Annotated in this window: 17 protein-coding genes and 1 pseudogene; 14 read left to right on the forward strand and 4 right to left on the reverse strand. The window is 69.9% G+C overall.

Annotated elements, in window-relative coordinates; genetic code table 11:
- Positions 1–3 precede the first annotated feature (3 nt).
- From ACZYVJ_RS00570 to lysX, 3 genes are all read right to left on the reverse strand, one after another.
- Positions 4–423 (reverse strand): hypothetical protein, encoded by a 420-nt coding sequence (locus ACZYVJ_RS00570; RefSeq protein WP_463829218.1) that lies wholly within the window; start codon positions 421–423, stop codon positions 4–6.
- Between the two features lie 5 nt (positions 424–428).
- Positions 429–1,913, reverse strand: a complete 1,485-nt coding sequence (locus ACZYVJ_RS00575; protein ID WP_463829219.1) for an alpha/beta hydrolase — start codon at positions 1,911–1,913, stop codon at positions 429–431.
- A 77-nt stretch (positions 1,914–1,990) separates the two neighbouring features.
- Positions 1,991–5,302 (reverse strand): bifunctional lysylphosphatidylglycerol synthetase/lysine--tRNA ligase LysX, encoded by a 3,312-nt coding sequence (lysX, locus tag ACZYVJ_RS00580; protein WP_463829220.1) that lies wholly within the window; start codon positions 5,300–5,302, stop codon positions 1,991–1,993.
- A 501-nt stretch (positions 5,303–5,803) separates the two neighbouring features.
- Here lysX and infC point away from each other — a divergent pair.
- The 4 genes from infC (at position 5,804) to ACZYVJ_RS00600 (ending at position 7,928) form a co-directional block, all read left to right on the forward strand.
- Positions 5,804–6,415 carry a translation initiation factor IF-3 gene (gene infC, locus ACZYVJ_RS00585; RefSeq protein WP_463832777.1) on the forward strand — a complete coding sequence of 204 codons (612 nt, stop codon included), beginning with the start codon at positions 5,804–5,806 and terminating at the stop codon, positions 6,413–6,415.
- Between the two features lie 17 nt (positions 6,416–6,432).
- A complete protein-coding gene (rpmI, locus tag ACZYVJ_RS00590) occupies positions 6,433–6,627 on the forward strand; it encodes a 50S ribosomal protein L35 (RefSeq protein WP_463829221.1) in 195 nt (64 codons plus the stop codon).
- An 80-nt stretch (positions 6,628–6,707) separates the two neighbouring features.
- Positions 6,708–7,103: a 50S ribosomal protein L20 gene (rplT, locus tag ACZYVJ_RS00595; RefSeq protein WP_007776071.1), complete on the forward strand. Its 396-nt coding sequence runs from the start codon at positions 6,708–6,710 to the stop codon at positions 7,101–7,103.
- 24 nt (positions 7,104–7,127) lie between these two features.
- Positions 7,128–7,928 carry a TrmH family RNA methyltransferase gene (locus ACZYVJ_RS00600; RefSeq protein WP_463832778.1) on the forward strand — a complete coding sequence of 267 codons (801 nt, stop codon included), beginning with the start codon at positions 7,128–7,130 and terminating at the stop codon, positions 7,926–7,928.
- On the opposite strand, the gene ACZYVJ_RS00605 is transcribed toward ACZYVJ_RS00600, so the two are convergent.
- Positions 7,915–8,994, reverse strand: coding sequence for an oxygenase MpaB family protein (locus tag ACZYVJ_RS00605; RefSeq protein WP_463829222.1), 1,080 nt, complete (start codon positions 8,992–8,994; stop codon positions 7,915–7,917). The two genes, ACZYVJ_RS00600 and ACZYVJ_RS00605, sit on opposite strands and share 14 nt — an antisense overlap.
- Positions 8,995–9,204: 210 nt before the next feature.
- Here ACZYVJ_RS00605 and ACZYVJ_RS00610 point away from each other — a divergent pair, with 210 nt between their 5' ends.
- The 10 genes and pseudogenes from ACZYVJ_RS00610 to ACZYVJ_RS00655 all read left to right on the forward strand — a co-directional run bounded on the left by ACZYVJ_RS00610 (position 9,205) and on the right by ACZYVJ_RS00655 (position 20,491).
- Positions 9,205–10,116 carry an adenylate/guanylate cyclase domain-containing protein gene (locus ACZYVJ_RS00610; RefSeq protein WP_463829223.1) on the forward strand — a complete coding sequence of 304 codons (912 nt, stop codon included), beginning with the start codon at positions 9,205–9,207 and terminating at the stop codon, positions 10,114–10,116.
- Between the two features lie 9 nt (positions 10,117–10,125).
- Positions 10,126–10,944 (forward strand): rhomboid-like protein, encoded by an 819-nt coding sequence (locus tag ACZYVJ_RS00615; RefSeq protein WP_463829224.1) that lies wholly within the window; start codon positions 10,126–10,128, stop codon positions 10,942–10,944.
- A 146-nt stretch (positions 10,945–11,090) separates the two neighbouring features.
- Positions 11,091–12,134: a phenylalanine--tRNA ligase subunit alpha gene (gene pheS, locus ACZYVJ_RS00620; protein WP_463829225.1), complete on the forward strand. Its 1,044-nt coding sequence runs from the start codon at positions 11,091–11,093 to the stop codon at positions 12,132–12,134.
- Positions 12,134–14,629: a phenylalanine--tRNA ligase subunit beta gene (gene pheT / locus ACZYVJ_RS00625; protein ID WP_463829226.1), complete on the forward strand. Its 2,496-nt coding sequence runs from the start codon at positions 12,134–12,136 to the stop codon at positions 14,627–14,629. The genes pheS and pheT overlap by 1 nt, the downstream gene beginning before the upstream one ends.
- A 30-nt stretch (positions 14,630–14,659) precedes the next feature.
- A pseudogene (argC, locus tag ACZYVJ_RS00630) lies at positions 14,660–15,719 on the forward strand (N-acetyl-gamma-glutamyl-phosphate reductase).
- Entirely contained in the window at positions 15,716–16,930 is a 1,215-nt protein-coding gene (gene argJ / locus ACZYVJ_RS00635) for a bifunctional glutamate N-acetyltransferase/amino-acid acetyltransferase ArgJ (protein ID WP_463829228.1), read from the forward strand. The pseudogene argC and the gene argJ overlap by 4 nt, the downstream one beginning before the upstream one ends.
- Positions 16,927–17,814 carry an acetylglutamate kinase gene (gene argB, locus ACZYVJ_RS00640; protein ID WP_463829229.1) on the forward strand — a complete coding sequence of 296 codons (888 nt, stop codon included), beginning with the start codon at positions 16,927–16,929 and terminating at the stop codon, positions 17,812–17,814. The genes argJ and argB overlap by 4 nt, the downstream gene beginning before the upstream one ends.
- Positions 17,815–17,861: 47 nt before the next feature.
- Entirely contained in the window at positions 17,862–19,025 is a 1,164-nt protein-coding gene (locus ACZYVJ_RS00645; protein WP_463832779.1) for an acetylornithine transaminase, read from the forward strand.
- Entirely contained in the window at positions 19,022–19,948 is a 927-nt protein-coding gene (gene argF, locus ACZYVJ_RS00650; protein WP_463829230.1) for an ornithine carbamoyltransferase, read from the forward strand. Before ACZYVJ_RS00645 ends, argF begins: the two co-directional genes overlap by 4 nt.
- 48 nt (positions 19,949–19,996) lie before the next feature.
- Positions 19,997–20,491 carry an arginine repressor gene (locus tag ACZYVJ_RS00655; RefSeq protein WP_065126766.1) on the forward strand — a complete coding sequence of 165 codons (495 nt, stop codon included), beginning with the start codon at positions 19,997–19,999 and terminating at the stop codon, positions 20,489–20,491.
- Positions 20,492–20,496: the final 5 nt, after the last annotated feature.

Raw genomic sequence — 20,496 nt, forward strand, 5'->3', positions numbered from 1 at the left:
CCGCTAGCGCGATCGCCGCTCGAAATACCGGACCATTTGTTGCCAGTACACCAGTGTCAACGCCATCTGCACCACGACGGCGATCAGCGCCGGGCGCAGCCGATGCCGGCGCGCGGCGACTACCGCCACCAAGGCGGTCGCCGACGTCGCCGCGCTGACCACCATCGCCGCATCGCGGGGCCGGTGGGTGATCCACAGCTCTTCGCCCAGCATCGCCCGCGTCGACCATGCGCGGTGGTGCGCCGGCTCACCGAAGACCACGGGATTCACGGCCAGCCACAACGCAATCCACACCGCATGGGCCCGTCGCCGCGTCCAGACCGGGACCAGGATCAGCGGCGTGCTGGCCCACCGGGTCCATGCGCTCAACGGATGGCAGTGCCGCGCGAAGACGGCGCGCCGGACCCACGCGACGGACGGCACGGGCGCTATCGCTTGGCGGTGTTGGAACGTTCGGCCGGGACGACCACCGGGGCACCCGCCGCGGGCGCGGACGCGGCGGGCAACGGCGTCCGCGGAATTCCCGGAGTGCCGAGCTCCCCGGCGAGCCAGGGCAGCGAGGCCGCGAACACGCGGTCGGCGAATGGCCAGTCGTGCTTGCCGGGCTGCGGCACCACCGCGCAGTCGATTCCCTCGGAGCGGCCGAGCGCACACAGCGAATAGGCGGCGGCGCTCTGGTTGCCGGGATTGGCGGCCGCTTCGCGTCCGGCCAGCCGGATGGCGCCGCTGTCGGTCATCGGGAGCCCGCGGCGCGGGGCGGGCGGGCCGTCGGATGAGATCGCGAACCAGCCGGCCACGTCGCGATAAGGGCCGTGCCGGTTGATCACCGTGGTCGGATCGAAAGCCGCCCAGGCGTCGGCGTTTCCGCCGAACAGCCTGGCGATGGTTTGGGCCTTGTTGCCGGCGTTCGGGAAGAAATCACCGGCGACGTCGACGAACGCGCTGAACATGTCGGGGTGCATGACGGTCAGATCCACGGCGCAGGTCCCGCCCATCGACCAGCCGGCGACGCCCCAATTGGCCCGGCTCGGGCTGACCCCGAAACTCGAAACCATAAAAGGCACAACATCTTTGGTCAGGTGGTCGGCCGCGTTGCCCCGGACCCCGTTGACGCATTCGGTGTCGTTGTTGAACGCTCCGCCGGAATCCACGAACACCAGCACCGGCGCCTTGCCGTCGTGCGCGGCGGCGAAGTCGTCGATCGTCTTGACCGCGTTGCCCGCCCGTGTCCAGTCCGCCGGCGTGTTGAACTGCCCGCCGATCATCATCACCGTCGGAAGCGGCGGAGGTGGGGTGGTGGCGAACCATTCCGGCGGCAGGTAGACCAGCTCGCCGCGGTGTTTGAAGTGTGACCCGTCCGAGGGGATCGCCACCGGCACCACGGTGCCGTGCGGTGGCCGAGTTCCCTTGGCGGCCATGGCGGTGACGGTGGCCTGATCGGTTTGATCGGGCAGCGGCCCCGACGTCAGCTGGCTCCACGCCGACTGGACGGTGGGGAAGTAGCCCACCCAGAGGTTGAGCATCAGCGCCGTGCTGAGCAGGCACAGGGGCACTGCCAGCACCGCGGCGCCGCGCCGCCAGCGGCGCGCGGTGCGCCAGCCCAGCACCAGCACCGCCGCCGCCATGCCCGTCAGCGTGACCCAGAGCCACAGCGCCGCCGGGGCCGGGTCGTCGGAGAGCCCGCGGTCGACGATGTACCAGTGCGTCAGGTAGGCCGCAACCCCGCCGGCCAGCGCGGCCGCCGGCATCCACACCGTGCGCCAGCGGCGCGACCGCCAGCCGACCGCCGCCGTGAGCACCACCGCGGCGAGCACCTGGATCGTCACCGGCACCCAGCCATGCATCAGCGAGGTGTGGCTACTTGCCAGGAACTGCGCGGGAGCGCTGTCCATCGAGGCTGTCACGTGACTCATTGTGATCTATCGGTAACCGGCCTGGAACATGTTTACCGAATGTTCGCTCTAGGCTTTCTGATTGGTCGGTGCCTGGGCTAATGCGGCTTGGCCAGCGGAAATGGCAACGTCTCGCGGATGCTGCGGCCCGTTATGAGCATGATGAGCCGATCGATGCCCATTCCCAGCCCACCGGTGGGAGGCATCGCGTATTCCATCGCCTGCAGGAAGTCCTCGTCGAGCTCCATCGCCTCCGGATCCCCGCCGGCAGCTAACAGCGACTGCTCCTGCAGGCGGCGCCGCTGCTCGACCGGATCGGTGAGCTCGCTGTAGGCGGTGGCCAGCTCGACGCCCCACGCCACCAGGTCCCACCGTTCGGCGACGCCCGGCTCACTGCGGTGTGGCCGCGTCAGCGGGGACACCGAGGTCGGGAAGTCGATATAGAAGGTCGGCTCCTCGGTCCGGTCCTCGACCAGGTGCTCGTACAGCTCCAGTACCACCGCGCCCGCATCCCATTGCGCCCGATAGGGGATGTGCGCGGCGTCGGACAGCTTGCGCAGCGCGGACAGCGGCGTCGCAGGGTCGATGTGCTCGCCGAGCGCCTCGGACACGGCGTCATGGACGGTCTTGACCGCCCAGACCCCGGAGATGTCGACCGGTTCCAGCCGGCCGTCGGCGCCATGCCGCATCACGATCTGCTCGCCGTGCGCGGCCTGGGCGGCGTTCTGGATGAGCTCGCGGCATCCGTCGATCCACACCTTGTAGTCGGCGTGGGCCTGGTAGGCCTCCAGCAGGGTGAATTCCGGGTTGTGGCTGAAGTCCACCCCCTCGTTGCGGAAGGCCCGGCCCAATTCGAAGACCCGCTCCACGCCGCCGACGCACAGCCGCTTCAGGTAGAGCTCCGGCGCGATGCGCAGGAACAGGTCCAGGTCGTAGCTGTTGATGTGCGTGACGAAGGGCCGGGCGGTGGCTCCGCCGTGGATCTGCTGCAGGATCGGTGTCTCGACCTCGATGAAGTCCTTGGCGAACAGCGTCTGCCTGACCGAGCGCAACACCTCGCTGCGCGCCTTGAGCAGCTCGCGCGAGTCGGGGTTGACGGCCAGGTCGACGTAGCGGGTCCGCACCCGCGCCTCCGGGTCGGTCAGCCCCTTCCACTTGTTCGGCAACGGCCGCAGGCACTTTCCGATCATCCGCCAGTCGTCGACGATCAGCGAGCGGCTCCCCTTCTTGGAATAGCCCATGTGCCCGGACACCTCGACCAGGTCGCCCAGGTCGATGGCCGCGGTGAAGTCGGCGGTTCGTCCCCTCTGCAGCTGCGAATTATCCAGCAGCACTTGCACTTCCCCCGACCAGTCACGCAGCTGGGCGAACAGCACGCCGCCGTAGTCGCGGATCCGCAAAATCCTGCCCGAGACGGTGATGGCGTCCCGGTCGTCCGCGTCGAGCGCATTGGCGACGGTGTGGCTGGGCGGCGTTCCCACCGGATACGCGTCGACGCCGTTGCGCTGCAATATCTTCAGCTTGGCCAGCCGCACCCGCACCTGTTCGGGCAGCCGGGACCTGGACTCCTCCTCGTCGGCGGTCTCGCGGCGCTCCCGCAGCCCGCTGACGTCCGGGGCGCTGCCGTCGTGATGCAGCAGCCCGGATTCCGCCAAGCGCTGCGGGACGGCGGGGTAGTGGCCGGTGTGCGTCTTGCGCCGGCCGAACGGCAACACCAGGAACCCCTCGGCGAGGGCCGAGGCGACGCCGACACGCGGGATCAACCGGGCGTCCTCGTAGCAGGCGTACCGCGGCACCCAGTCGGGCTGGTACTTCATGTTCGAGCGGTACAGCGTCTCCAGCTGCCACCACCGCGAGAAGAACAGCAACAGGCCCCGCCACAGCCGCGCGACCGGGCCGGCGCCGAGCTGGGCACCCTGCTCGAACGCCGAGCGGAACATCGCGAAGTTCAGTGAAATGCGGGTGATGCCAAGGGCTTCGGCGTTCAGCGCCAGGTCGCTGACCATGAGCTCGATGGTGCCGTTAGGGGACTGCGGCGAACGGCGCATCAGGTCCAGGGACACGCCGGTGGTACCCCACGGAACCAGCGACAGCATCGCCACGACGCTGCCGTCCCGGTCCAGCGCTTCGACCAGCAGGCAGTCCCCGTCGGCGGGGTCGCCGAGCCGGCCCAGCGCCATCGAGAAGCCGCGCTCGGTTTGGGTGTCCCGCCAGGCGTCGGCGTGGGCGATGGTTTCGGCCATCGCGTCGGCCGCGATGTCGCGGTGCCGCCGGATCCGCACGGTCAACCCCGCCCGGCGGGCCCGGGTCACGGCCTGACGGACCCCGCGCATGTCGGGGCCGGACAGCTTGAAATCGGAGGTCCGCAGGATGGCCTCGTCGCCGAGCTCGAGCGCGTTCAGGCCGCCCTCGCGGTAAGCCCGCGCGCCCTGGGTGCTGGCGCCCATCACGCCGGGCGCCCAGCCGTAGGTCTGGCACAGACCCAGCCAGGCGTCGACCGCCTGGCCCCAGGCCTTGGGATCGCCGATCGGGTCGCCGCTGGCCAGGCACACGCCGATCTCGACGCGGTAGGTGATGGCGGCGCGCCCGCTCTGGGCGAAGACCACCGACTTGTCGCGGCGGGTGGCGAAGTAGCCCAGCGAGTCGTTCTTGCCGTACAGCTCGAGCAGCCCGCGGATCGCCGATTCGTCCTCGCCGGTCAGCGCGTTCTCCGCGCGCTGGGACTGGAAGAGCACGATCGTCGCCAGGATCAGCGCCAGCGCACCGAACAACCCGAAGATCGCGTTGAGGAACACGTGCGGCCGGCCGGTGAACAGGTCCGGGTCCGCCAGCGCGAACCCGACCACCCGGTTGGCCACGTACGGCAGGCGGTCCGGGCGGGCCAGCGTTCCCGGGAACAACTCCACCAGGCCCCAGGACACTCCGATCCCCACCACGTCGCCGGCGACCAGCACCGCGGCCGCCTTGACCAGTGCGCCCTTGCGGACCTTGGCCCAGAACTCCCGGTAGGCCAGCACCAGCAGGACGATCGCCACGATGTGTACGGCGAACCCGAGGTTTTCGCCGAACGTCTCGGCGGCGGTGTTGTCGCCCGCGGCGATGTCGGCGGCATTCAGCGCGGCGGCCAGGACCATGTTCGCCAGCAACAGCAGCCAGGCGATGCGCTTGCGCGCGGTCAGCGCCGCGGCCAGCAGGGCCAGGATGAACGACCACGCGATGCTGGTGTCCGGGAAGTTGAACAAATAGTCGTTGATGAACTCGCGGGGGACCTTGATCAGGTACCTGATCAGCGGGGACACGCTGCCGAGCAGCGACACGGTGGCGATGACGCCCACGGTCCATCCGGCCGCCGCGGGCACCCAGCGATATCGCGAGTTCGACCTGCCGCTGGGCCCAAAACGCGGCCCCAAACGAGGACCCGAACGAGGACCCGAACCAGGAGTAGCGAGTGTCACAGACCGCGAGGATATGCCCTCAATCCGTGAAAAGCTTGTCTAAGGGCCAAGTGTGGCGGGCGCGAGTTCGGACGTGGGTTTCGGGCCGCGTCGACCCGCTTTGCAGCGCGCTCGCCCAGCCGAAGTGCTAAAAGCCACCTCAAGGCTGCTAAACTAGCGCCTGCGACCATCCCGGCGAATGCCAGGAACAGTTAAGTGGAGTCCCACTCCCACCGCGCGCCGACGAAATCCCTGAGCGGATCTCCAAGGTTCAGCGGTCCGGTCACAGGCATCGCGGATGCCTGTTCCGCGGGAAACGCGGGCGGCTCGAGTTATTTCCAGCCGTGATCGGTCGGCATTGGGCCCTGCTTGTGCAGGGCTTTTTTGCTAGTGGTGTGGTGTCTCCGCCGCTGCTTCCCGGACCGACCCGGCGGGTCGTCACCGCAGGACATAAAGAAGCCCAACAAGGGAGGCCCCATCAGCACTGAGACCCGCGTCAACGAGCGCATTCGCGTACCTGAAGTCCGATTGATCGGCCCAGGGGGAGAGCAGGTAGGCATAGTGCGCATCGAAGACGCACTGCGCGTCGCTGCGGACGCCGATCTCGACCTTGTCGAAGTTGCCCCGAACGCCAGGCCGCCGGTCTGCAAGATCATGGACTACGGCAAGTTCAAATACGAAGCGGCGCAAAAGGCGCGCGAATCCCGCCGGAACCAGCAGCAGACCGTCGTCAAAGAACAAAAGCTGCGACCGAAAATCGACGATCACGACTACGAGACCAAAAAGGGTCACGTCATCCGCTTCCTGGAAGCGGGATCGAAGGTGAAGGTCACCATCATGTTCCGCGGACGTGAGCAGTCGCGGCCCGAATTGGGCTATCGGTTGCTGCAGCGCCTGGGCGCGGACGTCGCCGAGTACGGCTTCGTCGAGACGTCCGCCAAGCAGGACGGCCGCAACATGACGATGGTGCTGGCACCGCATCGCGGCGCGAAGACCCGCGCCAAGGCGCGGCATCCGGAAGGACCCGAAGGCGGTGCGGCACCGGAGTCCGATGCGGCCGCTGACGCCGAAGAACCTTCATCGAACTGACCTAGAACAGAGGAAACATGCCCAAAGCCAAGACCCACAGCGGCGCGTCAAAGCGGTTCCGGCGCACCGGAACCGGCAAGATCGTCCGCCAGCAGGCCAACCGCCGGCATCTGCTCGAGCACAAGCCCTCGAAGCGGACCCGCCGCCTCGACGGCCGAACCACGGTGTCGGCCAACGACACCAAGCGTGTTAACAGCCTGCTGAACGGCTGACCACCGCGCCGGCCAGACCCGCATCGCGAGCTGGCACGGCAACCCGACCAACTAATTTTGAACGAGAGTAGGAACATCCAATGGCACGCGTGAAGCGGGCGGTCAACGCCCACAAGAAGAGGCGCAGCATCCTGAAGGCCTCGAAGGGCTATCGCGGCCAGCGATCCCGGCTCTACCGCAAGGCCAAAGAGCAGCAACTGCATTCGCTGAACTACGCCTACCGTGACCGTCGTGCGCGCAAGGGCGAGTTCCGCAAGCTGTGGATCTCGCGGATCAACGCGGCGGCGCGCGCCAACGACATCACCTACAACCGGCTGATCCAGGGCCTCAAGGCCGCCGGCGTGGAGGTGGACCGTAAGAACCTGTCCGACATCGCGATCGCCGACCCGGCCGCCTTCACGGCGCTGGTCGACATCGCCCGGGCGGCATTGCCCGAGGACGTCAACGCTCCCTCGGATTCCGGAGAAGCGGCCTAACAAGAGACGGTGCGGACCGGCCAGGTGCTGACCGAACGTTCGGCCAGGGTCGCCGCGGCGGTCAAGTTGCACCGCCACGTCGGCCGCCGGCGGACGGGGCGATTCCTCGCCGAAGGCCCCAACCTCGTCGAGGCCGCGGCCCGTCGCGGCCTGGTTCGCGACGTCTTCGTCACCGAAGTCGCCCAGCAGCGTCATGCGTCGCTGCTGGCGACTTTGGCCTCCGCGGGATGCCCGGTGCATCCGGTCACCGAGCGCGCGGCGAAAGCGCTGTCCGACACCGTCACCCCGGCCGGACTGGTCGCCGTCTGCGAATCGCCGGAGACCCACCTGCAAGACGTGCTGGCCGGCCCGCCCGCGCTGGTCGCGGTCGCCGTCGAGATCAGCGAGCCGGGCAACGCGGGCACCCTCATTCGCCTCGCCGACGCGATGGGCGCGGCCGGTGTGATCCTCGGCGGCCACAGCGTCGACCCGTACAACGGCAAGTGCCTGCGCGCGTCGGCCGGCAGCATCTTCTCGGTCCCGGTCGTCGTCGCGCCCGACACGCTCGGCGCCGTCGACGCCTTGCGCGCCGCGGGCCTGCAGCTGCTCGCCACCACCGTGGACGGCGAGACGCGGCTCGACGAGGCCACCGACCTGCTCGGGATACCGACGGCGTGGCTGTTCGGCCCCGAATCACACGGCCTGCCGACCGAAATCGTCGCGGCGGCCGACCACCGGATGCGTATCCCGATGGCCGGCGGCGCGGAGAGCCTCAACGTGGCGTCGGCCGCGGCCATCTGTCTGTATCAGAGCGCGCGGGCGCTGAGCCTGCCTACGCGGCCGTAGCCGGCCGCTTCGGCCGGCCCCGCCCGGCGCGCAGGCCGGCCAGCGACAGCGTCGTGTGCACCAGGGATCCGGCGCGTCCCATCAGGGCCCGGGCGGGCTGCAGCGCGGGGTTCAGCGGCGACTTGGGCGACGGCGGAAAGTAATGCATCGGCAGCCCGCGGCGGTCACGCGGCGGCGCCATGAACGGCGGGGCCTCGACCAGCGGCGCGTCGCTGGGCAGCCGACCCTCGGCGCGGCGGTAGGCGGCCAGCGCGCGCGGGTGCAGCCGGATCTCGTCGGGCACCGCCAGGAAAGCCAGTTCGACGAGCTTGCCGAACAACCGCAGCAACACCTCGTCGCCCGGTGTCCAATGCATTCCGGCCTTCTCGCGCACCGCGGGCTCGAAGAGCCCCGCCGCGATCCAGCGCTGGCCGGCGACCAGCGGCTTGAAGATCTGGTCCCAGATAGGGGTCGGCATCAACACGAATTTCGGCTTCGGGATTCGCATCTGGAAGATGTCCAGCGTCGCCCGGTTGATCTGCAGTGTGTCGCGGCCGGTGCGGTCCCAGTACTCCTGGAATTCCTCCCATGTTTCGGGCACCGGCCGCATGCTCATCCCGTACATCCGGTACCACTGCACGTGCTCGGCGAACAGCTGCCGCTTCTCGGCCTCGGTCAGCCCGCCGCAGAAGTACTCGGCCACCTTGACGATCAGCATGAAAAACGTGGCGTGCGCCCAGTAGAAGGTCTCCGGGTCGAGCGCGTGATAACGCCGCCCGGCGGCGTCGGTTCCCTTGATGGTGTGGTGGTAGCCGGTAATCTGCCGGCCGGTCTGCGATGCCCGGTCGCCGTCGTAGACCACGCCCATGATCGGGTAGACCGACCGGGCCACCCGCTGCAGCGGCTCGCGCAGCAGGATCGAATGCTCCTCGACGGCCGCGCCGAGTTCGGGGTACATGTTCTGGATCGCGCCGATCCAGACACCCATCATCCCGGTGCGCAGATCGCCAAAGTACTTCCAGGTCAGGGAATCTGGTCCGAGCGGGTCCGCGGATTCGCTCCCGCAAGCTTTCACAGCGCCAGTCATCGCGGCCTCCTGCTCCGATTGCGCTCACGATAACTTTGACAACGCGCGTTGTCTACGATTTCGGCGATATGTCCGCGAGGGTGTTATCGAGCTTCCGCATCGGTGTGGCGCCACCGTGATCAGGTGGTTTGGTGCGAGATGTGACACATACGGCAGAAGGGTCCCGGACTGTCGTTGCCTGCCTGGAACGAAAACAAATAACCTGGCCAGGTGGAACTCGCGCGTCGCGATCTGGACCCGGGTGAGCCCGAAGAGACCGAGGCGCAATCAACTACGCAACGTTCTCCGCTGCACAGCGCGACTCAATGGCTGCACGGCCGCAACCGAAGCCCCGGGGCGGTCGCGTTCATCCGGCGAGCGCGCAAACTGCTGCCCGGTGACCCCGAGTTCGGCGATCCGCTGTCCACGGCGGGCGAGGGCGGTCCGCGCGCCGCGGCGCGCGCGGCCGACCGGCTGCTGGGGGACCGGGACGCGGTGTCGCGCGAGGTCAGCCTCGGGGTGCTGCAGGTGTGGCAGGCGCTGACCGAGGGAGTGTCGCGACGGCCGGCCAACCCGGAGGTGACGCTGGTCTTCACCGACCTGGTCGGCTTCTCGACGTGGTCCCTGCAAGCCGGCGACGACGCGGCGCTGGCGCTGCTCCGCCAGGTGGCGCGGGCGGTCGAGCCACCCCTGCTCGACGCCGGCGGACACATCGTGAAGCGGATGGGCGACGGCCTGATGGCCGTATTCGGCGATCCGACGGTCGCCGTACGGGCCGTGCTGGCCGCTAAGGAGGCGCTGAAATCGGTCGAGGTGGCGGGTCACACGCCCCGGATGCGGGTCGGGATTCACACCGGGCGACCGCAGCGGCTGGCGGCGGACTGGCTCGGTGTCGATGTGAATATCGCCGCACGAGTTATGGAAAGAGGCACCAAGGGTGGAATCATGGTGTCGAGTTCAACGTTAGATCTCATACCGCAAAGCGAGTTGGACGCGTTGGGCGTCGAGGCCAAACGCACCAGGAAGCCGGTTTTCGGGGCGAAGCCCGCCGGCGTTCCCGACGATTTGGCGATATATCGCCTCAAGACTCTTAAGGAGTTGTCAGGCTCTGATGACACAGCCGAAACGGAACCGCAGCCATAATGGGTGCCAATGGTAGGGGGCATCGTGTCCCGGCTCGCCCGGGTCCAATTCACTGTGGGGTATGCGGCGCTGCTGCTTGCCATCAGCTCCGCCATTCTGGCCCTCGGCCCGCAGGCGCATGACGTCATCGTGCAGCGCGCCAGCACCAACGTGCACAACCTGGCCCACGGCCACCTGGGCACGTTGCTGGGCAGCGCGCTGGTGGTCGACGCCGGCCCGCTCTACTTCTGGCTGCCCTTCCTGACCTGCCTGCTGGCGTTGGCCGAGCTGCATCTGCGCACCATCCGGCTGGTGGTGGCCTTCGTGGTCGGCCACATCGGCGCGACGCTGCTGGTGGCCGCCGGCTTGGCCGCGTCGGTCGAGTTCGGCTGGCTGCCCGTGTCCATCACCCGCGCCAGCGACGTCGGCATGAGCTACGGCGCGCTGGCGGTGCTCGGCGCGATGACGGCGGTGATCCCGTCGCGCTGGCGGGCCGCCTGGGTCGGCTGGTGGGTGTCGGCGGGCATCGCCTCGGCGATCATCGGCGGCGACTTCACCGACGCGGGCCACACCGTAGCGGTGATCCTGGGCGTGCTGGTGTCCGCCCGGTTCCGGCAGCCGATCCACTGGACGCCGGCGCGGTACCTGATGCTGGCGGCGTCCTCAGGCTTCGGCTTCCTGATGCTGGCCCACCACTGGGGCACCATGGCGGCGACGCCGGTGTTCGGCCTCGTGGGTGCCTTCGTCGCCTACAAGTTGGCGAAGCTGGCCGCCGGTCGTGGCCTGCCTGCCCTGCCGCTCGACGGTGAAGACACGCTGGCCGGTCGGCAGCCGGCCGTGGCCGGCTAAGCCGCTTCACGCGGCCGCTGCGCTCACGCGGCCCGTCGGCCCGCTCAACTGCCACGTCCGCCAGGCGCCACGCGCCGGATCACTATGATCAGCACTTGCCGCTGGGCAACTTGCAGCCAACCTTGAAGCAAGGAGAGTGTCGCCGCGTGGGTGATCAACCCGTCGACCTGTCGCCGGAAGCCCTGGCCCGAGCGGTCAGCGCCGCCCGGGAGGCATTCTCGCGCGCCGGCGATCTCGACACACTGGCGCGCGTCAAGACCGAGCACCTCGGCGACCGCTCACCGCTGGCCCTGGCGCGCCAGGCGCTGGGCGGCGTCCCGAAGGACGAGCGGGCCGACGCCGGCAAGCGGGTGAACGCCGCCCGCACCGACGCCCAGCAGGCCTACGACGAACGGCTCGCGGTCCTGCGCGCAGAACGAGACGCCGCGGTGCTGGTGGCCGAAGGGATCGACGTCACGCTGCCGTCGACCCGGCAGCCGACCGGCGCGCGGCACCCGATCACGATCCTGGCCGAACACATCGCCGACACCTTCATCGCAATGGGTTGGGAACTGGCCGACGGCCCCGAGGTCGAGTCCGAGCAGTTCAACTTCGACGCGCTCAACTTCCCGCCCGACCACCCCGCCCGCAGCGAGCAGGACACCTTCTACATCGCGCCCGACGGTTCCCGGCAGCTACTGCGCACCCACACCTCGCCGGTGCAGGTGCGCACCCTGCTCGCCCGCGAACTGCCCGTCTACATCGTCTCGATCGGCCGCACGTTTCGCACCGACGAACTCGACGCCACCCACACGCCGGTCTTCCATCAGGTCGAGGGCCTGGCGGTGGACCGCGGCCTGACCATGGCACACCTGCGCGGGACGCTGGACGCGTTCGCGCGCGCCGAGTTCGGCCCCGAGGCCCGCACCCGGATCCGGCCCCACTTCTTCCCGTTCACCGAGCCGTCCGCCGAGGTCGACGTCTGGTTCGTCGGCAAGAAGGGCGGCGCCGGCTGGGTGGAATGGGGCGGCTGCGGGATGGTGCATCCAAACGTGTTGCGCGCCGCGGGGATTGACCCGGCCGTCTACTCCGGCTTCGCATTCGGCATGGGCCTGGAACGAACGCTGCAGTTCCGCAACGGGATTCCGGACATGCGCGACATCGTCGAGGGCGACGTCCGGTTCTCGCTGCCGTTCGGGGTTGGTGCCTGATGCGCGTTCCGTACAGCTGGCTACGTGAGATCGTGGCGGCCGGCGCACCGGACTGGGACGTCGCCCCCGCCGAGCTCGAGCAGGCGCTGGTGCGCATCGGGCACGAGGTCGAAGAGGTCGTCACCCTGGGGCCGGTCGAGGGCCCGCTAACGGTCGGCCGGGTCACCGCCATCGAAGAACTGACCGGTTTCAAAAAGCCGATCCGGTTCTGCCACGTCGATGTCGGCGACGGCAAAGACCGTGAGATCGTTTGCGGCGCAACTAACTTCGCCGTGGGTGATCTGATCGTCGCGGCGCTGCCCGGCACCACGCTGCCCGGCGACTTCAAGATCGCCGCCCGCAAGACCTACGGCCGCAACTCCGACGGCATGATCTGCTCGGCGGCGGAACTCGGCTTGGGCGCCGACCATTCCGGGATCCTGGTGCTGCCGCCCGGCACCGCCGACCCGGGCGCCGACGGCGCCGCGGTGCTGGGCCTGGACGACGTCGTCTTTCACCTGGCGATCACGCCCGACCGCGGCTACTGCATGTCGCTGCGCGGCCTGGCCCGCGAGATCGCTTGCGCCTACGACCTGGACTTCGTCGACCCGGCCGGCGGCCAGGTGATCAAGCCGCTGCCGGTCAACGGCGAGGCCTGGCCGCTGACCGTGCAGCCCGGTACCGGCGTGCGGCGGTTCGCGCTGCGTCCGGTCACCGGCATCGACCCCGCGGCCGTGTCGCCGTGGTGGCTGCAGCGCCGGCTGCTGTTGTCCGGCATCCGCGCGACCTCCCCGGCGGTCGACGTGACGAACTACGTGATGCTCGAGCTTGGTCACCCCATGCACGCCCACGATCGCAAGCGGATCACCGGAAGCTTCGGCGTGCGGTTCGCCCGGCCCGGCGAGACCGTGGTGACCCTCGACGACATCGAGCGCAAACTCGAGCCGGCCGACGTCCTGATCGTCGACGACACGGCGACCACCGCGATCGGCGGGGTGATGGGCGCGGCGAGCACCGAGGTGCGCGCCGATTCGACCGACCTGCTGCTCGAGGCCGCGGTGTGGGATCCCGCCGCCGTCTCGCGCACCCAGCGCAGACTGCACCTGCCCAGCGAAGCCGCCCGCCGCTACGAGAGGGGCGTGGATCCGGCCATCTCGGTGGCCGCGCTGGACCGGTGCGCCACCCTGCTCGCCGACATCGCCGGCGGAGTGGTCTCCGACGGACTGACCGACTGGCGCGGTGACCCGCCGCGCGACGACTGGGCCCTGCCGCCCATCGAGATCGCCGTCGACCTGCCGGATCGCGTCGCCGGGGTGGACTACGCCCCGGGCACGACCGCCAAGCGGCTCACCCAGATCGGCGCCGACGTGGCGGAGCGGGGCGACACGTTGACGGTGACCCCACCCAGCTGGCGGCCCGACCTCGTGCAGCCCGCCGATCTCGTCGAGGAGGTGCTGCGCCTCGAGGGGCTGGAGGTCATCCCGTCGGTGTTGCCGGCCGCGCCGGCCGGGCGGGGCCTGTCCGCCGTGCAGAAGCGGCGCCGCGCCATCGGCAAGTCCCTGGCCCAGTCCGGTTACGTCGAGATCCTGCCGACGCCGTTTTTACCTGCGGGCGTGTTCGACTTGTGGGGCCTGCCGGCCGACGACCCGCGGCGCACCACCACCGACGTGCTCAACCCGCTGGAGGCCGACCGCCCGCACCTGGCCACCACGCTGCTGCCCGCATTGCTGGAAGCGCTGGTGCGCAACGTCTCTCGCGGGCTGCTCGACGTCTCGCTGTATGCCCTGGCGCAGGTGGTCCAGCCGACGGCGGACACCCGCGCGGTGGACCTCATTCCCGTCGACCGCCGGCCCACCGACGCCGAGATCGCGGTGCTCGACGCGTCGTTGCCGCGGCAGCCACAGCACGTCGCGGCGGTGCTGACCGGCCTGCGTGAACGCCGCGGACCCTGGGGCCCGGGCCGCCGGGCTGAGGCCGCCGACGCGTTCGAGGCGGTCCGCATCATCGCCCGCGCCAGCGGAATCGACGTGCGATTGCGCGCGGCGCAGCAGCTGCCGTGGCATCCGGGTCGGTGCGCCGAAGTGCTCGTCGGAGACACCCCGGTGGGTTACGCGGGCCAGCTGCATCCCGCGGTGATCGAGCGCGCCGGGCTGCCGAAGGGCACCTGTGCCCTCGAGCTGAACCTGGATGCGATGCCCATCGCCGCGCCGCTGCCTGCGCCGCGGGTGTCGCCGTTCCCGGCCGTCTTCCAGGACGTCAGCCTGGTGGTGGCCGCGGACGTACCGGCCCAGGCGGTAGCCGACGCCGTCCGCGAGGGCGCGGGGGAGCTGCTCGAAGACCTGCAACTGTTCGACGTGTTCACGGGCCCGCAGATCGGCGAGGACCGCAAGTCGCTGACCTTCGCGCTGCGGTTCCGCGCGCCCGACCGTACGCTCACCGAGGACGACGCCACCGCGGCCCGTGACGCCGCGGTCCGCCGCGCCGCCGAGGCGGTCGGCGCGGAGCTCCGGGCCTAGTGGAATGGATTTGCAAACCACTGCATAACCATGCAGAATCGGCGGAATGGCCGACGGAATGAAGGTGGCGGTTGCCGGTGCCAGCGGCTACGCGGGCGGTGAAATCCTACGCCTGCTGCTCGGGCACCCGGCCTACGCGCACGGCCGCCTGACGATCGGCGCGGTGACCGCGGCCGCCAGCGCCGGCAGCACGCTCGGTGAGCACCACCCGCACCTGACGCCGCTGGCCCAGCGTGTGGTCGAGCCGACCGAGCTCGACGTGCTGGCCGGCCACGACGCGGTGTTTCTGGCCCTGCCGCACGGTCATTCGGCCGCGCTGGCCGAACAGCTCGGCCCCGACACGTTGATCATCGACTGCGGCGCCGACTTCCGGCTCACCGACGCCGGGGCGTGGGAGCGGTTCTACGGATCGCCGCACGCCGGCAGCTGGCCGTACGGGTTGCCGGAGTTGCCCGGCGCGCGTGAGCGGCTACGCGGCGCCCGCCGCATCGCCGTTCCGGGCTGCTACCCGACCGCGGCGCTGCTGGCGCTGCTGCCCGCGGTGGCCGAGGACCTGATCGAACCGGCCGTCACCGTGGTCGCCGTCAGCGGCACCTCCGGGGCCGGCCGCGCCGCCAAGACCGACCTGCTGGGCTCGGAGGTCATCGGCTCTGCGCGGGCCTACAACATCGCCGGGGCGCACCGGCACACCCCCGAGATCGCCCAGGGCCTGGGCGCCGTCACCGGCCGCGACGTCACCGTGTCGTTCACCCCGGTGCTGATCCCGACGGCGCGTGGCATCCTGGCGACCTGCACCGCGCGCACCCGCGCCCCGCTGGCGCGGCTGCGTGAGGCCTACGAAAAGGCTTACCACGCAGAACCTTTCGTCTACCTGATGCCCGACGGGCAGCTGCCCCGCACCGGGTCGGTGATCGGCAGCAACGCGGCGCACATCGCGGTCGCGGTGGACGAGGCAGCTCAGACATTCGTCGCGATCGCCGCGATCGACAACCTGGTCAAGGGGACGGCCGGCGCCGCCGTGCAGTCGATGAACCTGGCGCTGGGTTGGCCGGAGACCGAAGGCCTTTCGGTGATCGGGGTGGCGCCGTGACGTCGACGGCCGCCGACGTTCGGCTGCTGCGCGAACAGGGCGTCACCGCGCCGGCCGGGTTCCGGGCCGCCGGCATCGCGGCCGGCATCAAGGCCTCGGGTAACCGCGACCTGGCCCTGGTCTTCAACGAAGGCCCCGATTATGCCGCCGCCGGGGTGTTCACCCGCAACAAGGTCAAAGCCGCACCGGTGCTGTGGAGCCAGCAGGTGCTGAGCACCGGCGCGCTGCGCGCGGTGATCCTCAACTCCGGCGGGGCCAACGCCTGCACCGGGCCGGGCGGCTTCCAGGACACGCACGCCACCGCCGAAGCCGTCGCGGCCGCGCTGTCGGACTGGGGAACCGAGACCGGCGCCATCGAGGTCGCGGTGTGCTCGACCGGGTTGATCGGCGACCGGTTGCCGATGGACAAGGTGCTGGCCGGGGTGCGCACGATCGTGCAGGACATGGCCGGCGGCCTGTCCGGCGGTGACGAGGCGGCCCAGGCGATCATGACCACCGACACCGTGCCCAAACAGGTTGCGCTGCACCATCGGGACAACTGGACGGTCGGCGGAATGGCCAAGGGCGCAGGCATGCTCGCGCCGTCGCTGGCGACGATGCTCTGCGTGCTCACCACCGACGCGGCCGTCGACGCCGCGGCCCTGGACTCCGCGCTGCGCCACGCCACCGCGCGCACCTTCGACCGGCTCGACATCGACGGCGCGTGCTCGACCAACGACACGGTGCTGCTGCTGACGTCGGGAGCCAGCGGGATCGCGCCGAGCCAGGCCGAGCTCGACGAGGCCGTGCTGCGGGTGTGCGATGACCTGTGCGCCCAGCTGCAAGCCGACGCCGAAGGCGTCACCAAGCGGGTCAACGTCACCGTGCAGGGGGCGGCCTCCGAGGACGACGCCCTGGTCGCCGCCCGGACGATCGCCCGCGACAGCCTGGTCAAGACCGCGGTGTTCGGCTCTGACCCCAACTGGGGCCGGGTGCTCGCCGCCGTCGGCATCGCGCCCATCGCCCTGGACCCCGACCGGATCACGGTGTCGTTCAACGGCTTTGCGGTGTTCGCCGACGGGGCCGGGGTCCCCGGAGCGCGCGAGGTGGACCTCTCCGAAGCCGACATCGACATCACGGTCGACCTGGGGCTCGGCGACGGCTGGGTGACCATCCGGACCACCGACCTGTCGCACGGCTACGTCGAAGAGAATTCGGCCTACAGCTCATGAGCTCTGCGACTGAAGCCCTGTCCACCGCGGTCAAGGCGCAGGTGCTCGCCGAAGCCCTGCCCTGGCTCAAGCAGCTGCACGGCAAGATCGTCGTCATCAAGTACGGCGGCAACGCCATGACCGACGACACGCTGCGCCACGCGTTCGCAGCCGACATGGCATTCCTGCGTAACTGCGGCGTCCATCCCGTCGTCGTGCACGGCGGCGGCCCACAGATCACCGCGATGCTGCGGCGGCTCGGCATCCCCGGCGATTTCAAGGGTGGATTCCGGGTCACCACACCGGAAGTGCTCGACGTGGCGCGGATGGTTTTGTTCGGCCAGGTCGGTCGCGAGCTGGTCAACCTGATCAACGCGCACGGACCGTATGCCGTCGGCATCACCGGCGAGGACGCCCAGTTGTTCACCGCCGTGCGGCGCAGCGTCACCGTGGACGGCGTGGCCACCGACATCGGCCTGGTGGGTGATGTCGAGATGGTCAACACCGCCGCCGTGCTGGATCTGATTGCGGCGCGCCGCATTCCGGTGGTGTCGACGCTGGCCCCGGACGCCGAGGGCGTGGTGCACAACATCAACGCCGACACCGCCGCGGCGGCGCTGGCCGAGGCACTGCACGCCCAGAAGCTGTTGATGCTCACCGATGTCGAAGGCCTGTACACGAGTTGGCCGGACCGCGGTTCGCTGGTCAGCGAAATCGACACCGCCACACTGTCACAACTGCTACCCACGCTGGAGGCCGGCATGATTCCCAAAGTCGAAGCCTGTCTGCGGGCCGTGACCGCGGGCGTGCCGAGCGCGCATGTCATCGACGGGCGGGTCGAACACTGCGTGCTGGTGGAGCTTTTCACCGACGAGGGCACCGGCACCAAGGTGGTGCGCGCGTGACCGACCAGACAAACACCGACAGCATCAAGCAGCGGTGGGAAGCCGTGATGATGAACAACTACGGCACCCCACCGATGGCTTTGGCCAGCGGCGAGGGCGCCGTGGTCACCGACGTGGACGGCAAGACGTATCTCGACCTGCTCGGCGGCATCGCGGTCAACGTCCTGGGCCACCGCCACCCCGCCATCATCGAGGCCGTCACCCACCAGATGTCGACGCTGGGCCACACGTCGAATCTGTATGCCACCGAACCGGGCCTCGCGCTGGCCGAAGAACTCGTGTCCCTGCTCGGCGCCGGCCACGAATCCGGCACCGCCGCGCGGGTGTTCTTCTGTAACTCCGGAACCGAGGCCAACGAGGTGGCGTTCAAGCTGTCGCGGCTCACCGGACGCACCAAACTGGTTGCCGCACAAGAGGCTTTCCACGGCCGGACCATGGGCTCGCTGGCGTTGACCGGGCAGCCGACCAAGCAGGCGCCGTTCGCGCCGCTGCCCGGCGAGGTCACGCACGTGCCCTACGGTGACACCGACGCGCTGGCGGCCGCGGTCGACGACGCCACCGCCGCAGTGTTTCTGGAGCCGATCATGGGGGAGAGCGGCGTCGTCGTCCCGCCTGAGGGATACCTCGTCGCCGCCCGCGACATCACCGCGCGGCACGGGGCGCTGCTGGTGCTCGACGAGGTGCAGACCGGGATGGGCCGCACCGGAACGTTTTTCGCCCACCAGCACGACGGAATCACCCCGGACGTGGTGACGCTGGCCAAGGGGCTCGGCGGCGGCCTGCCCATCGGCGCCTGCCTGGCCATCGGCCCGGCCGCCGACCTGATGACGCCAGGCCTGCACGGCAGCACCTTCGGTGGCAACCCCGTCTGCGCGGCGGCGGCGCTGGCCGTGCTGCGGGTGCTGGCCGAAGAGAACCTGGTGCGGCACGCCGAGGTGCTGGGCAAGTCGCTGCGCCACGGCATCGAGGCGCTGGGCCACCCGCTGATCGACCACGTGCGCGGCCGCGGGCTGCTCTGCGGCGTGGCGCTCACCGCGCCGCGCGCCAAGGACGCCGAAGCGGCCGCCCGAGGGGCCGGGTTCCTGGTGAACGCGGCCGCACCCGACGTCATCCGGCTGGCGCCGCCGCTGATCATCACCGACGCCCAGGTCGACGGCTTCGTCGCCGCGCTGCCGGGCATCCTCGACGAAGCCGCAGGAGCCGCAGCATGACCCGCCATTTCCTTCGCGACGACGACCTGTCGCCCGCCGAGCAGGGCGAGGTGCTGGCGCTGGCCGCCGAACTGAAGAAGGACCCATTCAGTGCCCGCCCGCTGGAGGGCCCGCGCGGCGTCGCGGTCCTGTTCGACAAGAACTCCACCCGCACCCGGTTCTCGTTCGAGGTGGGCATCGCCCAGCTCGGTGGGCACGCCGTCGTCGTCGACGCCCGCAGCACCCAGCTGGGCCGCGACGAAACCCTGGAGGACACCGCGCGGGTGCTGTCTGGCTACGTCGAGGCCATCGTCTGGCGAACGTTCGGCCAGGACCGCCTCGACGCGATGGCCTCGGCCGCGACGGTGCCGGTGGTCAACGCGCTCTCCGACGAGTTCCACCCTTGCCAGGTGCTGGCCGATCTGCAGACCATCGCCGAGCGCAAGGGCTCGCTGACCGGTTTGCGGATGACCTATTTCGGTGACGGCGCCAATAACATGGCCCACTCGTTGATGCTCGGTGGCGTCACGGCCGGCCTGCACGTCACCATCGCCGCGCCGGACGGCTTCGCCCCGGACGAGGCGTTCGTGGCCGCGGCCCGGCGGCGCGCCGAGGACACCGGCGCCTCGGTCACCCTCACCCCCGAAGCCGACGAGGCCGCGCGCGGCGCCGACGTCCTGGTCACCGACACCTGGACGTCGATGGGACAGGAGGACGACGGGCTGGACCGCCTCACGCCGTTCAAGCCCTACCAGATCAACGCCCGACTGCTGTCCCTGGCCGACCCGGAAGCCATTGTGCTGCACTGCCTTCCGGCTCACCGCGGCGACGAGATCACCGACGAGGTGATGGACGGACCGGCCAGCGTGGTCTGGGACGAGGCCGAAAACCGGCTGCACGCCCAGAAAGCGCTGCTGGCCTGGCTGCTGGAACGGTCCCGATGACTGCGCCGACGACGATGCAGAGCGAAGCGATGCTGAGGAGTGGCGCCATTGACTAGATCGAAGGCCACCCCCGAAACCACCCGGGCGGGCCGGCAAGCCCGCATCGTGGCCATCCTGTCGTCGGCGGAGGTGCGCAGCCAGAGCGAACTGGCCGCGCTGCTGGCCGACGAGGGCATCGACGTCACCCAGGCCACCCTGTCGCGGGACCTGGAAGAACTGGGCGCGGTGAAGCTGCGCGGCGCCGACGGCGGCGTCGGCGTCTACATGGTTCCCGAGGACGGCAACCCGGTGCGGGGAGTGTCCGGCGGCACCGCCCGGCTGTCCCGGCTGCTGAGTGAACTGCTGGTGTCGGCCGACGCCAGCGCCAACCTCGCGGTGCTGCGCACCCCGCCCGGCGCCGCCGACTACCTGGCCAGCGCGATCGACCGCGCGGCACTACCGTACGTCGTCGGCACCATCGCCGGCGATGACACCGTCTTCGTGGCCGCTCGAGAGCCGATGACCGGCGCCGAGCTGGCCACCACCCTGGAAAAACTCACGTAAGCGCT

This window comes from Mycobacterium sp. IDUB_3 (assembly GCF_055419585.1).